The following is a 13,809-nucleotide window of genomic DNA, read 5'->3' on the forward strand; positions in this document are numbered from 1 at the left end:
CGTCATGGTGCACAGGTTCCCGGGCACATGACCAGCGACATAATGTTTCGAGCTTTTGCCTGAATGTTACAAACCCGGCACGACCTGCCCTCGGAATGCTGGCGCAATACTTGTGGGAGCGGCCTTGTGTCGCGATAGGGCTGCGAAGCAGCCCCGAGATATCAGCGTCAAAGCCACAATCGTGGGGCCGCTTTGCGGCCCTTTCGCGACACAAGGCCGCTCCCACAAAGGCCGCTCCTACAAGGGACCGCGCAGGCTTTCAGATGGCCTCGAGCTTGGCATACCCCAGCATCAGCCACTTGCTGCCTTCGGCAAAATTCACCTGCACACGCGCCTGGGCGCCGGAGCCCTCGAAGTTGAGGATCACACCCTCGCCAAACACCGCGTGCTGCACACGTTGGCCAAGGTTGAACGCGGTCTGCGGAATGCTGGCATTGGCGAACAGGTTGCTGTTCGTGGCCGTCTTGGCCCCGCCGAACGGTCGGCTGACGCTGTTGGACAGGCGCACTTCCTGAACCAGGCCTGCCGGAATTTCGCGTATGAAACGTGACACCTTGTTGTAGGTCTCGCTGCCATACAGGCGACGCGTTTCGGCGTAGGTCATGACCAGCTGGCGCATGGCGCGGGTGATACCCACATAAGCCAGGCGGCGTTCCTCTTCCAGGCGACCAGGCTCTTCCAGGCTCATCTTGTGCGGGAACAGGCCTTCTTCCATGCCCACCAGGAACACATACGGAAACTCCAGGCCCTTGGCACTGTGCAAGGTCATCAGCTGGACGCTGTCTTCATGCTCGTCGGCCTGTGTATCGCCTGCTTCGAGCGAGGCGTGGCCAAGGAATGCCGAGAGAGGCGAGAGGTCGGCGTCTTCGTCGGTAGACTCGAAGTTGCGCGCTGCGCTGACCAGTTCCTCAAGGTTTTCTACCCGTGCCTGGCCCTTCTCACCCTTTTCTTCCTGATGGTAGATGATCAGCCCGGACTGCTCGATGGTGGTTTGGGTCATGGTATGCAGCGGCATGTCCACGACCTTGGCAGCTAACCCTTCGATCAGCTCGATAAATGCACCCAGGGCACTGGCAGCGCGGCCTTTCAGGGCTTTGGCGGCAAGCAGCTGGCACATTGCTTCCCACATCGAAAGCTGGCTGTGGCGGGCGTGCTCGCGTATGGCTTCGACAGTTTTTTCGCCAATGCCACGTGGCGGCACGTTGATCACCCGTTCCAGGGCAGCATCGTTACCGCGGCCTTCTATCAGCCGCAGGTAAGCCATGGCGTTCTTGATTTCGGCGCGCTCGAAGAAGCGCTGGCCACCGTAGATGCGGTAGGGGATGCGTTCGCGCAGCAGGGCTTCTTCCAGCACCCGCGACTGGGCGTTGGAACGGTACAGTATGGCGATCTCGTTGCGCGCATTGCCCTTCTTGACCAGGCTCTCGATGGTTTCCACCACGTAGCGCGCTTCGTCGTGCTCGTTGTAGGCCGCATACAGGGTCAGCGGTTCGCCTTCACCCATGTCGGTCCACAGCTCTTTGCCCAGGCGCCCGCTGTTGTTGGCGATCAGTGCGTTCGCCGCCTTGAGGATGCCACCGGTGGAGCGGTAGTTCTGCTCCAGGCGGATCATCTCGGCGTCGGGGAAGTCGGCAGTGTACTGGTGAATGTTCTCGATCTTGGCACCGCGCCAGCCGTAGATCGACTGGTCGTCATCGCCCACCGCCATCAGGCTGTCACCGCCGCGCGCCAGCAGGCGCAGCCAGGCGTACTGCACGGCGTTGGTATCCTGGAACTCGTCCACCAGCACGTGGCGGAAGCGCCGCTGGTAGTGCTCCAGCAGGCCCGGGTGGTCGCGCCACAAGTCCAAGGCGCGCAGCAGCAGCTCGGAGAAGTCGATGACCCCGGCGCGCTCGCAGGCCTGCTCATAGGCGGTATAGACGTCGCGCATGGTCGACAGGAACAGGTCGCCCCCGGCCTGGATATGCTGTGGACGCAGGCCTTCGTCCTTTTGCCCGTTGATGAACCACTGGGCCTGGCGTGCCGGCCATTTCTGCTCGTCCAGGCCCAACTCGCGCATCACCCGCTTGATCAGGCGCTGCTGGTCGTCGCTGTCGAGGATCTGGAAGTTCTGCACCAGCCTCGCTTCCTGCCAATGGGCCCGCAGTAGGCGATGGGCCAGGCCGTGGAAGGTGCCGACCCACATGCCCGCCGGGTTGATACCCAGCAGTTGCTCGATACGCTGGCGCATTTCTGCCGCGGCCTTGTTGGTGAAGGTCACCGACAGGATCGAGTGCGGCGATGCCTGCTCCACCTGGATCAGCCAGGCAATGCGGTGCACCAGCACGCGGGTTTTACCGGAACCGGCGCCAGCAAGCACCAGTTGACGCCCGAGCGTGGCCGCTACGGCCTGGCGTTGGGCATCGTTGAGGGAGTTCAGCAGGAGGGAGAGGTCGTCTGTGCGCATCGGGCCATTCTAGGGCGCGGCAGGAAATGGGGCAAACCTCTACTGTATAAATATTCACCTGCCACATGTCCGTTCATCGAGCCGATGGAAGGTGCCAGGCCACCGCTCGGGCGACCTGGCCGGCAGCGGCTCAGTCAATCGCCTCGATGGTACGAATTTCGCAGCGCTGCGAACCGTCTGCATGAATGATCTCCACGGTTTTCCAGCCAGTGCCGCCTGCACGCTCGAAAGCCACGGTTTTTTCCGTCAGCACCTGCGGAGTGATTGCGCCGCTATCCAGAAGTTGAAGCTCAAGCACTTCCCAGCCACCCCTGTGGCGCAGCTTGGGTTCGACCAGCACCGGTTCTATGGCCGGGGAGGCGACCGTAACGGTGCCGTGAACCCTGAAAACCTGCTTGCCGTGGGCGATGTCGTTGATTGCAACGAGGTTGGTGATAGTAGCCATTGTCTGCTCCTGTCTCGGGTTGAAAGTAGCGCCAGTGCGCTGGGCTACTTTCTGCCCTTTGGCCTACCAGGGGAGCAGGGCAGTGCTTCAGCTATGCCAGTGCCTGCCGTGCCTGGCGAGCAGGCTGTTGGCTTGCTCTGGCCCATTACAGCCTGCCGGGTACGGTCGCGGCGCCTGGAAGTGCTCTTCACAGCCCTTGATGATCGGGTCGATCCAGGCCCAGGCCGCTTCCACTTCATCGCGGCGCATGAACAGCGTCGAGTCGCCCTCCAGCACATCCAGCAGCAGGCGCTCGTAGGCGTCCCAGCGGCGGGTCTGGCTGAACACCTGGGCCAGGTTCAGGTCCAGGTCCACAGGTTCCAGGCGCATGCCCTTGCCCGGGCTCTTGGTCATCATGCGCAGGCTGATGCGCTCGTCCGGTTGCAGCTGAATCAGCAGCTGGTTGACCTGGCCACCATTGAAAAGCTCGTGGGGCACCGGCTTGAACTGGATGACGATCTGCGATGAGCGCCGTGCCATGCGCTTGCCGGTACGCAGGTAGAAGGGCACGCCCGCCCAGCGCCAATTGTCGATGTGCGCCTCGATGGCGATGAAGGTTTCGGTGTCGCTGTCGTTGTCGACGTCCTTTTCGAAGTAATAAGCCGGCACTTCCTGGCCGCCGATGCGCCCGGCGCCATACTGGCCGCGTACGGTCTTGTCCTGCACGTCCTGGCCAGTGATGGGCTTGAGGGCCCGCAGGATCTTCACTTTCTCGTCACGCACCGCTTCGGCCTCGAACTGCGCGGGGGGCTCCATGGCCACCAGGCATAGCAGTTGAAGCAGGTGGTTCTGCAACATGTCGCGGGTCGCCCCGGCGCGGTCGTAGTAGGCACCACGGTTCTCTACACCCAGGGTCTCGCAAACGCTGATCTGAACGTGATCAACCTGGTTGTTGCGCCACACCGGCTCCAGTAGGGCGTTGGCAAAACGCAGGGCCATGAGGTTCTGCACGGTTTCCTTGCCCAGGTAGTGGTCGATGCGAAATACCTGGTTTTCCTCCAGCACTGCGCCAATCGCTTCGTTGATGGCGGTAGCCGATTCCAGCGAGTGGCCGATCGGCTTTTCCAGCACGATGCGCGCCTCAGTGTCTGCCAGGCCGGCGTTATGCAGGTGCTTGGCAATCGGCACGAACAGATTGGGGGCGGTGGCCAGGTAGAAGATGCGCGTCAAGCCGCCGGGTTCGCCCAGGTAGCGCGCCAGGCGACCGAAGTCGGCGCTTTGCGAAGCATCCATGGAGAAATAGTCGACCCGCGCGGAAAACCGCTGCCAGACCTCTTCGTCGAAGTCGTTGCGGGCAATCTGTGCCCGGCAATGGCGTTCGGCGAGCTTGAGATAATCGTTACGTGGCAAGTTGCGTCGTGCCAGCGCGATGATCCGCACGGCGTTGTTCAGACGGGCCTCGCGAAACAGGTGGTAGAGCGCCGGAAGCAGTTTGTGCAGGGCCAGATCGCCGGTGCCGCCGAAGACCAGAATGTCGCAAGGAATAGTCAAACCACCACTCTCCACGTTCGTTTAACTGGGCGGGTTGGCGTCCATGTAGTATAACTACAAGAAAGCTACAACCCGGCCAGCCGATCATAACCGAGTCCAGCCTGTGAATCTGTTGCAACATATCGCCCAATCGCGCCACCTGCTGCGCAAATCGGAACTCAAGGTAGCCGACCACGTGCTACTCGACCCGGCTGCCGTCATGCACAGCTCCATGGCCGATCTGGCGCACAGCGTGGGTATCAGCGAACCGACCATCGTGCGTTTCTGCCGCGCGATCGGTTGCTCGGGCTTCCAGGACCTGAAGCTGAAGCTGGCGCAGAGCCTGGCTGCGGGGGCGAGTTTCGGCCAGTTCGCCATCCATGAAGACGACTCGGTCGCCGACTACAGCCTGAAGATCTTCGACACCACGCTGCACACCCTGATGGAAGTGCGCGAGCACCTCGACCCACAGGCGCTGCAGCAGGCGGTGACTGCCATGGCCCAGGCGCAGCGTGTGGAGTTCTATGGCTTTGGCGCCTCCGGTGCGGTGGCGGCCGATGCTCAGCACAAATTCTTCCGTCTGTTGCTCAGCGCGGCAGCCTATTCCGACCCGCACATGCAGGCGATGTCGGCGGTGACCCTGAAACCAGGTGATGTCGCGGTATGCATTTCCCAGTCGGGCCGTTCCAAGGACCTGCTGATTACCGCCAACCTGGTCCGTGAGAGCGGCGCCAACCTGATTACCCTGTGCCCAAGCCAGACACCGCTGGCGGAGCTTTCGACTGTCAACCTGGCGATCGATGTGCATGAAGACACCGAAATCTACACCCCGCTGACCTCGCGTATCGCCCACCTGGTGGTGATCGACGTGCTGGCCATGGGCGTAGCCATGGCGCGCGGGCCGAGCCTGGTCAACCACCTGAAGAGCGTGAAGCGCAGCTTGCGCAGCCTGCGCTTGTCGCCCAAGTCGATCAAGGCTACCGACGACTGAATTCTCCCTGCGCCGGCCTCTTCGCGGGCTTGCTAGCGAATGGGCCGGTACAGGGAGTGAAAATTCACGATTCTGTCACCATTCCACAGCCAAACCGTAAACCACTCAAGCCAGTCTGAAACTCCCGCATCCTATCTGGGAGACAGGCAATGGCTCGTGACTTCGACGGTACGTACCAACCCAGCGCCAAGGCTCGCAAGCAGCAGGAAAAGGATCAGCGCCGCATGGAATACCGCCGCGCGATCGAGAGCTATTGCGACCAACGTCAACTGCTCCGCGAACTAGTAGACTACCCCGAACTGCAAGAGCTCACGGTCTGGCAGGCGTCGGCAGCAGCTTCCCCGAAAAACGCTCAACCAGCGCGCTGATCAGCGCACGTTCGCTGCGGATGAACGCCAGGAAAGCCAAGGCCACCGGCGACTGCCGTTTGGCCTTGGACTGCACCACGCACCAGCTGCGGTACAGCGGCAGTTCTTCCACCGGCAGCTCCCTCAATACACCGGTAGCCAGCTCCAGGTTGACCGCATGGCGGGTAAGCATGGCAATGCCCAGCCCGGCAATTACGCACTCGCGCTGGGCGTCGGCCGAGGCCACCTCCAGGGTCTGGGTGAAATGCACGCGCTTGTCCTTGAAGTATTCCTCGCAAGCCTTGCGCGTGCCCGAACCCTGTTCGCGGACCAGCAGGGTATGAGGCTCCAGGTCCTGCAGGCGCAGTTGCTCCAGCTTGCACAGCGGGTGCTCGGGCGGCGCCACCGCGATGATCGGGTTGTTGAGGAACGGCAGAAACTCCAGGCCCATGTCCTGCGGCACCATGGACATGATGATCAGGTCGTCGCGGTTGTCCGACAGGCGGCGGATGGCCTGGGCGCGATTGACCACCGTCAGGGTCAGGTTGACCTCCGGGTGACGCTGCTTGAAAGCCGCGAACAGGTGTGGCACGAAGTACTTGGCACTGGACTCGATCGCCAGTTTCAACTGCCCCTGCAATGAGCCCTGCATGTCCGAAAGCTGCATGTCCAGGCTCTCCAGGCGCCCGAAGATATCGCGGCTGGCGCGTTGCAGGGCCTCGGCAGCTTCGGTCAGGTAAAGCTTCTTACCCACGTACTCGAACAGCGGCTGACCGATCAGCTCTTCGAGCTGACGGATCTGTAGACTAACGGCGGGTTGCGTAAGCGCCATCTCTTCTGCCGCACGGCTGTATGAACGCAAATCGCACACCTCGTTGAAGATCTGCAGTTGACGCAAAGTCATACGCATCAAGGACTTACGCATTTTTATCCGCCCTTCGGCAACACCTTGTTACCGCACTATAAGCTTTTGCTAATACAGCCCCTAACAAATATTGATTTTTGTTTATCAACCTACAGCGCTAGGGTGAATGTGCGACTGGCCAGCAACGTCTGGTCACGCGCCGACCGGGAGAACCGGCTCGACTGTTCCTACGGCTTTGGGAAGACTCCAGTGATAAAAAAAATCCTGATCGCCAACCGAGGTGAAATTGCAGTTCGGATCGTGCGTGCGTGCGCCGAAATGGGCATTCGCTCGGTGGCGATCTATTCCGACGCCGACCGCCATGCGTTGCACGTCAAGCGTGCCGATGAAGCCCACAGCATTGGTGCCGAGCCGCTGGCCGGTTACCTGAACCCGCGCAAGCTGGTGAACCTGGCTGTGGAAACCGGCTGTGATGCCCTGCACCCAGGTTATGGTTTCCTGTCGGAAAATGCTGAACTGGCAGAGATCTGCGCCGAGCGCGGGATCAAGTTCATCGGCCCGGCCGCCGAGGTCATCCGCCGCATGGGCGACAAGACCGAAGCGCGTCGCACCATGATCGCCGCTGGTGTGCCGGTAACCCCGGGTACAGAAGGCAACGTTGCCGATATTCACGAAGCCCTGAGCGAAGGTGACCGCATCGGTTACCCGGTCATGCTCAAGGCCACCTCTGGTGGTGGCGGCCGTGGTATTCGCCGTTGCAACAGCCGTGAAGAACTGGAACAGAATTTCCCCCGCGTCATCTCCGAGGCTACCAAGGCCTTTGGTTCTGCGGAAGTGTTCCTGGAAAAGTGCATCGTCAACCCCAAGCACATCGAGGCGCAGATCCTCGGTGACAGCTTTGGCAACGTCGTGCACCTGTTCGAGCGCGACTGCTCGATCCAGCGCCGCAACCAGAAACTCATCGAAATTGCTCCGAGCCCCCAGCTCACCCCCGAACAGCGCGCCTACATCGGCGACCTGGCGGTGCGTGCGGCCAAGGCGGTGAACTACGAGAACGCCGGTACCGTGGAGTTCCTGCTCGCCGATGGCGAGGTGTACTTCATGGAAATGAACACCCGGGTGCAGGTGGAACACACCATCACCGAGGAAATCACCGGTATCGACATCGTCCGTGAGCAGATCCGCATTGCCTCGGGCCTGCCGCTGTCGGTCAAGCAGGAAGACATCCAGCACCGCGGTTACGCGCTGCAGTTCCGCATCAACGCCGAAGATCCGAAGAACAACTTCCTGCCCAGCTTCGGCAAGATCACCCGTTACTACGCACCCGGCGGCCCAGGCGTGCGTACCGACACAGCGATCTACACCGGCTACACCATCCCGCCGTTCTACGACTCCATGTGCCTGAAACTGGTGGTGTGGGCGTTGACCTGGGAAGAAGCCATGGACCGCGGCCTGCGGGCCCTGGACGACATGCGCGTGCAAGGGGTGAAGACCACCGCCGCGTACTACCAGGAAATCCTGCGCAATCCGGAATTCCGTAGCGGCCAGTTCAACACCAGCTTCGTCGAAAGCCACCCGGAACTGACCAATTACTCGATCAAGCGCAAACCCGAAGAGCTGGCCCTGGCCATCGCCGCCGCCATCGCCGCCCACGCAGGCCTGTGAGGAACCCCATAATGTCCAAGAAAATTCACGTAACCGACACGATCCTGCGCGACGCCCACCAGTCCCTGCTGGCCACCCGCATGCGTACCGAAGACATGCTGCCGATCTGCGACAAGCTCGACAAGGTCGGCTACTGGTCGCTGGAAGTCTGGGGTGGCGCCACCTTCGACGCCTGCGTGCGCTTCCTCAAGGAAGACCCGTGGGAGCGCCTGCGCAAGCTGCGCGCAGCGCTGCCCAACACCCGCCTGCAAATGCTGCTGCGCGGCCAGAACCTGCTGGGCTACCGCCACTACAGCGACGACGTGGTCAAGGCGTTCGTCGCCAAGGCCGCAGTCAACGGTATCGACGTATTCCGTATCTTCGATGCCATGAACGACGTGCGTAACCTGCGCGTGGCCATTGAAGCGGTCAAGGCTGCCGGCAAGCACGCTCAGGGCACCATCGCCTACACCACCAGCCCGGTGCACACCATCGAAGCCTTCGTGAACCAGGCCAAGCAGATGGAAGCCATGGGTTGCGACTCGATCGCGATCAAGGACATGGCCGGCCTGCTGACCCCGTTCGCCACCGGCGAACTGGTCAAGGCGCTGAAAGCCGAGCAGTCGCTGCCGGTGTTCATCCACTCCCACGACACTGCCGGCCTGGCCGCAATGTGTCAGCTGAAGGCTGTGGAAAACGGCGCCGATCACATCGACACCGCCATCTCCAGCTTCGCTTGGGGCACCAGCCACCCGGGTACCGAGTCGATGGTTGCCGCGCTCAAGGGCAGCGAATTCGATACTGGTCTGGACCTGGAACTGCTGCAGGAAATCGGCCTGTACTTCTATGCCGTGCGCAAGAAGTACCACCAGTTCGAAAGCGAGTTCACCGCCGTGGACACCCGCGTGCAGGTCAACCAGGTACCGGGCGGCATGATTTCCAACCTGGCCAACCAGCTCAAGGAACAGGGCGCCCTCAACCGCATGAACGAAGTGCTGGCTGAGATCCCGCGCGTGCGTGAAGACCTCGGCTTCCCACCGCTGGTGACCCCGACCTCGCAGATCGTCGGTACCCAGGCATTCTTCAACGTGTTGGCCGGCGAGCGCTACAAGACCATCACCAACGAGGTGAAGCTGTACCTGCAAGGCGGTTACGGCAAGGCTCCGGGCGTGGTCAATGAGCAGCTGCGCCGTCAGGCGATCGGCAGTGAAGAAGTGATCGACGTGCGCCCAGCCGACCTGTTGAAGCCGGAAATGGCCAAGCTGCGTGCCGATATCGGCGCCCTGGCCCGATGCGAAGAAGACGTGCTGACTTTCGCCATGTTCCCTGACATTGGCCGCAAGTTCCTCGAAGAGCGTGAAGCCGGCACCCTGACTCCCGAGGTTCTGCTGCCAATTCCTGAAGCGGGCGCAGTGGCGTCCCACAGCGGTGAAGGCGTACCGACCGAGTTCGTCATCGATGTGCACGGCGAAACCTACCGTGTCGACATCACCGGTGTGGGCGTGAAGGCCGAAGGCAAGCGCCACTTCTACCTGTCGATCGACGGCATGCCGGAAGAAGTGGTGTTCGAGCCGCTCAACGAATTCGTCGGCGGCGGCAGCAGCAAGCGCAAGCAGGCCAGTGCCCCGGGCCACGTCAGCACCACCATGCCAGGCAACATCGTCGATGTGCTGGTCAAGGAAGGCGACATGGTCAAGACCGGCCAGGCCGTGCTGATCACCGAAGCCATGAAGATGGAGACCGAAGTGCAGGCGGGTATCGCTGGCAAGGTCGTGGCCATCCACGTGGCCAAGGGCGACCGTGTGACTCCGGGCGAGATCCTGATCGAGATCGAGGGCTGAGATAAGCCCTCATCTACAAGCGGTTAACCTCTGGGGAGCGGATGCTCCCCTTTTTTTGCGTTGAATCTGACGGCCTCTTCGCAGCACAAGGCTGCTCCTACAGGCCCCCGCAAGCCTGAGGTCAGTACCCGCGAAGAGGCCGGCGGATCCAACACAACTCTCAACCTTTACGGCATGCCTCAAGTGTTTCTACCTGACCTCCAGGTTGTTGGTTGGTATCGCTCAACCACCGCTCGAACCCGGCGGCCACCGCTGGCCACTCATCATCGGTAATCGAATACCACGCCGTATCCCGATTGTGGTCCTTCACCACAAGGTGCTTGCGGAACACTCCTTCATAGACAAAGCCAAACCGCTCCGCAGCACGCTTGGAGCGGGCGTTGGCGTTGTTGCACTTCCACTCCAGCCGGCGGTTGCCCAGCTCGAAGCCCAGCTTGCCCAGCAGGTACACCGCCTCGGTGCCCTTGGGTGTACGCTGCATGGCGGCGCCGAAGGCGATGTGGCCAATTTCGATGCGACCGTGGTCGGGCACGATCGACATCAGGCTGAGGATGCCCTGGGCCTGGCCGCTGGTGCGGTCGATGACGGTGTAGAACAGCGGGTCGCGGCCGGCGGCGTTGCCTTCCAGCCAACGGTCGAAGGCGGCACGCTCGGCAAATGGGCCATAGGGCAAGTAGTCCCACAGTACCGGATCGGCAGCCGGGCCTTGCAACACCTCCCAGAGGTCGTCGCCATGTCGCGCCGGGTCAAGCTTTTCGAGGCGGATGAAACGGCCGTCGATAGGGTCGGCCTGTGGGACTGCGGCGGGTTTCCAGTTCAATGCGTCGGTCATGTTCGGCCTTAGAACTCTTTGCGGAATTGGATGAAGCCCGAGCGCTCGGCAACCTGTTGGTACAGGCTGATGGCGGTGGCGTTGGTCTCATGGGTCACCCAGTACACCTTGATGCAGTTGTCGGTCTTGGCTTGGGCGTAGACGTGCTCGATCAGCTGGCGGCCGATGCCCAGGCAGCGCTGCCCGCTTTCCACGTACAGGTCCTGCAGGTAGCAGGCGTTGCCAATGCTCCAGTTGGAACGATGGTAGATGAAGTTGACCATGCCCACCGCCTTGCCATCGACCCAGGCCAAGGCTGAATGGGTCGGTTCGTTTGGGTCGAGCAGGCGTTGCCAGGTGCTGAGGCTGACCTCATCGGCCAATTCGGATTCATAGAAGTGCAAGTAGGCCTGCCACAGGGCGAGCCAGGCAGCATGGTCTTGGGTGGTGACAGGACGCAGGGTAACGCTGGACATGGGCTATTCCTTCAGAGTTGGCGCATATGCGCCGCGAGTTGGTTATCCAGGTAATCGGGGCTGGCGCTAAGGCCTTCACGCACGCCGGCAATGTCTTGCTCAGAGCGGTTCTGGCTTAGCTTGCGCGCGCCTTGCAGGCGGGTGATGGGCAAGCGAACACCGACGATGGCGCGGAGCATGCCATCGAGGTAATCACGCGGGGCGTCGGTGACTTTCCACGGTTCGTCGCGGCCTTGTTCGTGGCGCTCGGTCAGTCGGCTGACAATGGCCAGCAAGGTTTCGGCTTCGTGGATCACTTCGGCTGGGCCATAGGCGTGCACCGCCAGGTAGTTCCAGGTTGGCACCACCTTGGGGTTGTCGGTCTTGCTCGGGTAGTAACCGGGGCTGACATAGGCATCGGCGCCGGGGAACACCAGCAGGGCTTCGCCACCTTGCCTCAGGTCGTGCCATTGGGGGTTGGCCCGCGCCAGGTGGGCATAGACGGTGCCGAATTCGCCTTCGGCAATATCGACCAGCACTGGCAGGTGCGTGGCCAGCAGGCCTTGTTCGCCCTGGCTGACCAGGATGGCCAGGCGGGTGTCGAGCATGTGCTGGTGCAGGCGCCCGAGGTCGTGTTCCTGATGGGGTTTGCTGTTGTACATGCTCGGTTTCCTTGTGCGATGGCTCCATCCTAGGCAGGCTATTGGTTCATAGTAAGAGCCATTAACAGCTGTTTTTATAGGTCCAATGCCATGAGCGAGCGCCCCCTCGTGTTGCCTTTCGACCCTGCCGGGATCGACCTCGATCGCCGCCGCGGGCTCAGCCAGCAGCTGTACCAGGCGCTACGTGCGCGGGTGCTGGACGGGCGCCTGAGCAGTGGCACGCGGCTACCGGCCACTCGTGATCTGGCCGCCATGCTGGCGCTGTCACGCAATAGTGTGGTGCGGGCCTATGACCAGCTATATGCCGAGGGCTACATCGAAAGCCGGGTAGGCGATGGCACCTATGTCAGCCAGTTACCGAAGCTCTCCACTGCAAAACTATCCACACAAGTATCCACAGGGTTATCCCGTGGGTTATCAACAGACTTATCCACATCTCCCTCAGAAAATACTGAGGATTTATCCAGCAAGCGTCGTTCCAGCGAGCCTTTGCAGCGCCTGAAAAGTAACCATCTGCCGCCCCCAAGAAGCGGTGCACCGCGTGCTTTTCGCGTCGGTATTCCGGCGTTCGACCTGTTCCCGTTCGACGTCTGGGCCAAGCTGCAGGCGGGTTTCTGGCGCAACCCGGCTCCGGCGCAGTTGGGTTATGGTGACCCGGCAGGCGAGCCGCTGCTGCGCGAACTGATCGCGGCCTACCTGCGTCGCTCGCGTGGGCTGAGTTGTACCGCTGAACAAATTGTGATCACCAGTGGTGCGCAGCAGGCAATCAGCCTTTGTGCACAGTTGCTGTTGCAGCCGGGCGACGGTGTGGCTGTGGAAAACCCGGGTTACCGCGCAGCCGGGCATGCCTTTGCGCTGGCCGGTGGCAGGCTGTGTGGCGTGCCGGTGGACGAGGACGGCATGGACTGTCGCCGGCTCGGGCAACTGACGGATTGCCGGCTGGCCTATGTCACGCCAGCCCACCAGTACCCGACCGGGGTGACCATGAGCCTGGCGCGACGCCTGGAGCTGCTGGCATGGGCCGAGCGCAGCGAAGGCTGGATCATCGAAGACGACTACGACGGCGAGTACCGGTACAGCGGTGCGCCCTTGGCCCCGCTAGCGGCGCTCGACCGGCACGGGCGGGTGCTGTACGTCGGTACCTTCGGCAAGATCGCCTTTCCGGCGTTGCGCCTGGGCTATCTGGTACTGCCACCACAACTGGCGCAGCCGTTCAGCCAGGGCAGGGCGCTGGCGGTGCGGCATTCGGAGGTCAGTAGCCAGTGCGTGATGGCAGAGTTCATGGCACGGGGGCACTTCCAGCGGCATATTCGGCGCATGCGCAAGGCGGCGTTGAGCCGGCGCAATGTGCTGAAGGCTGGCTGGCCCGTGGATATTCCGGGTTTGAGCGGCATGCCGGAGGTGGCGGCCGGGCTGCATGTGAAGGTCGATGTGGATAACTTTGCGCGGGAGCAGGAGTTGGTGGCCAAGGCTGAAGCGGTGGGGGTGGAGGTGACGCCGCTGAGCAATTTCTGGCTGGCTGACAGCGAGGTGCCTGTGGATAAAAGGGCAGGGCTGGTGCTGGGGTTTGCAGCGGTGCCGGAGGGGGAGATTGCCGAGGCGTTGATGCGCTTGCGCAAGGCCTGGAGGAAGTGAATAGGGCCGCTAGTCGGCCAAATCGCCGGCAAGCCAGCTCCCACAGGTAGTGGAGATCCTGGACTGCCCCCAAAAAGTTGGACAGTTTAAGCTGCCGCCTGGGTCCTGTACTCGACAGGGCTCAGGCCATTGAGCCTCAGCTTGATGCGGTCATGGTT

The 13,809-nt window shown here is 61.9% G+C and carries 13 protein-coding genes; 5 read left to right on the forward strand and 8 right to left on the reverse strand.

Annotated features, from left to right (window positions below):
- Positions 1-259: 259 nt before the first annotated feature.
- From uvrD to zwf, 3 genes are all read right to left on the reverse strand, one after another.
- On the reverse strand, positions 260-2,446 hold the full coding sequence (uvrD, locus tag CAG18_RS19935) for a DNA helicase II (protein ID WP_061550219.1): 2,187 nt from the start codon (positions 2,444-2,446) through the stop codon (positions 260-262).
- A gap of 130 nt (positions 2,447-2,576) precedes the next feature.
- Positions 2,577-2,891, reverse strand: a complete 315-nt coding sequence (locus CAG18_RS19940; protein WP_061550220.1) for a hypothetical protein — start codon at positions 2,889-2,891, stop codon at positions 2,577-2,579.
- 87 nt (positions 2,892-2,978) lie between these two features.
- Positions 2,979-4,421 (reverse strand): glucose-6-phosphate dehydrogenase, encoded by a 1,443-nt coding sequence (gene zwf, locus CAG18_RS19945; RefSeq protein ID WP_061550221.1) that lies wholly within the window; start codon positions 4,419-4,421, stop codon positions 2,979-2,981.
- A 103-nt stretch (positions 4,422-4,524) separates the two neighbouring features.
- Here zwf and hexR point away from each other — a divergent pair, with 103 nt between their 5' ends.
- Together hexR and CAG18_RS27345 are read left to right on the forward strand one after the other, a co-directional pair.
- The gene (hexR, locus tag CAG18_RS19950; protein WP_011536461.1) at positions 4,525-5,391 is read left to right on the forward strand and encodes a transcriptional regulator HexR; all 867 of its coding nucleotides are present in this window, start codon (positions 4,525-4,527) and stop codon (positions 5,389-5,391) included.
- Positions 5,392-5,540: 149 nt separating this feature from the next.
- Positions 5,541-5,759, forward strand: a complete 219-nt coding sequence (locus tag CAG18_RS27345; protein WP_080563834.1) for a PA3496 family putative envelope integrity protein — start codon at positions 5,541-5,543, stop codon at positions 5,757-5,759.
- On the opposite strand, the gene CAG18_RS19960 is transcribed toward CAG18_RS27345, so the two are convergent.
- On the reverse strand, positions 5,701-6,663 hold the full coding sequence (locus CAG18_RS19960) for a LysR family transcriptional regulator (protein WP_015272364.1): 963 nt from the start codon (positions 6,661-6,663) through the stop codon (positions 5,701-5,703). The two genes, CAG18_RS27345 and CAG18_RS19960, sit on opposite strands and share 59 nt — an antisense overlap.
- A 189-nt stretch (positions 6,664-6,852) precedes the next feature.
- Here CAG18_RS19960 and CAG18_RS19965 point away from each other — a divergent pair, with 189 nt between their 5' ends.
- A complete protein-coding gene (locus CAG18_RS19965; protein WP_013974837.1) occupies positions 6,853-8,268 on the forward strand; it encodes an acetyl-CoA carboxylase biotin carboxylase subunit in 1,416 nt (471 codons plus the stop codon).
- Between the two features lie 11 nt (positions 8,269-8,279).
- Positions 8,280-10,088, forward strand: a complete 1,809-nt coding sequence (gene oadA / locus CAG18_RS19970) for a sodium-extruding oxaloacetate decarboxylase subunit alpha (RefSeq protein ID WP_013974836.1) — start codon at positions 8,280-8,282, stop codon at positions 10,086-10,088.
- A 160-nt stretch (positions 10,089-10,248) separates the two neighbouring features.
- On the opposite strand, the gene CAG18_RS19975 is transcribed toward oadA, so the two are convergent.
- Genes CAG18_RS19975 through CAG18_RS19985 form a run of 3 tightly spaced genes read right to left on the reverse strand, consistent with a single transcriptional unit; the run spans position 10,249 to position 12,016 of the window.
- On the reverse strand, positions 10,249-10,920 hold the full coding sequence (locus CAG18_RS19975) for a GNAT family N-acetyltransferase (protein ID WP_061550222.1): 672 nt from the start codon (positions 10,918-10,920) through the stop codon (positions 10,249-10,251).
- Between the two features lie 8 nt (positions 10,921-10,928).
- The gene (locus CAG18_RS19980; protein ID WP_061304772.1) at positions 10,929-11,375 is read right to left on the reverse strand and encodes a GNAT family N-acetyltransferase; all 447 of its coding nucleotides are present in this window, start codon (positions 11,373-11,375) and stop codon (positions 10,929-10,931) included.
- Between the two features lie 11 nt (positions 11,376-11,386).
- The gene (locus CAG18_RS19985) at positions 11,387-12,016 is read right to left on the reverse strand and encodes an FMN-binding negative transcriptional regulator (RefSeq protein WP_015272361.1); all 630 of its coding nucleotides are present in this window, start codon (positions 12,014-12,016) and stop codon (positions 11,387-11,389) included.
- Positions 12,017-12,106: 90 nt separating this feature from the next.
- Between CAG18_RS19985 and CAG18_RS19990 the strand changes: the two genes are divergently transcribed.
- Positions 12,107-13,651, forward strand: coding sequence for a PLP-dependent aminotransferase family protein (locus tag CAG18_RS19990; RefSeq protein WP_043936034.1), 1,545 nt, complete (start codon positions 12,107-12,109; stop codon positions 13,649-13,651).
- A gap of 86 nt (positions 13,652-13,737) precedes the next feature.
- Here CAG18_RS19990 and CAG18_RS27540 read toward each other — a convergent pair.
- The coding region (locus CAG18_RS27540; RefSeq protein ID WP_371807316.1) for an IS3 family transposase at positions 13,738-13,809 on the reverse strand (72 nt) is incomplete at its 5' end.

Source organism: Pseudomonas sp. B22(2017) (assembly GCF_002113105.1).
Lineage (GTDB): Bacteria > Pseudomonadota > Gammaproteobacteria > Pseudomonadales > Pseudomonadaceae > Aquipseudomonas > Aquipseudomonas asiatica.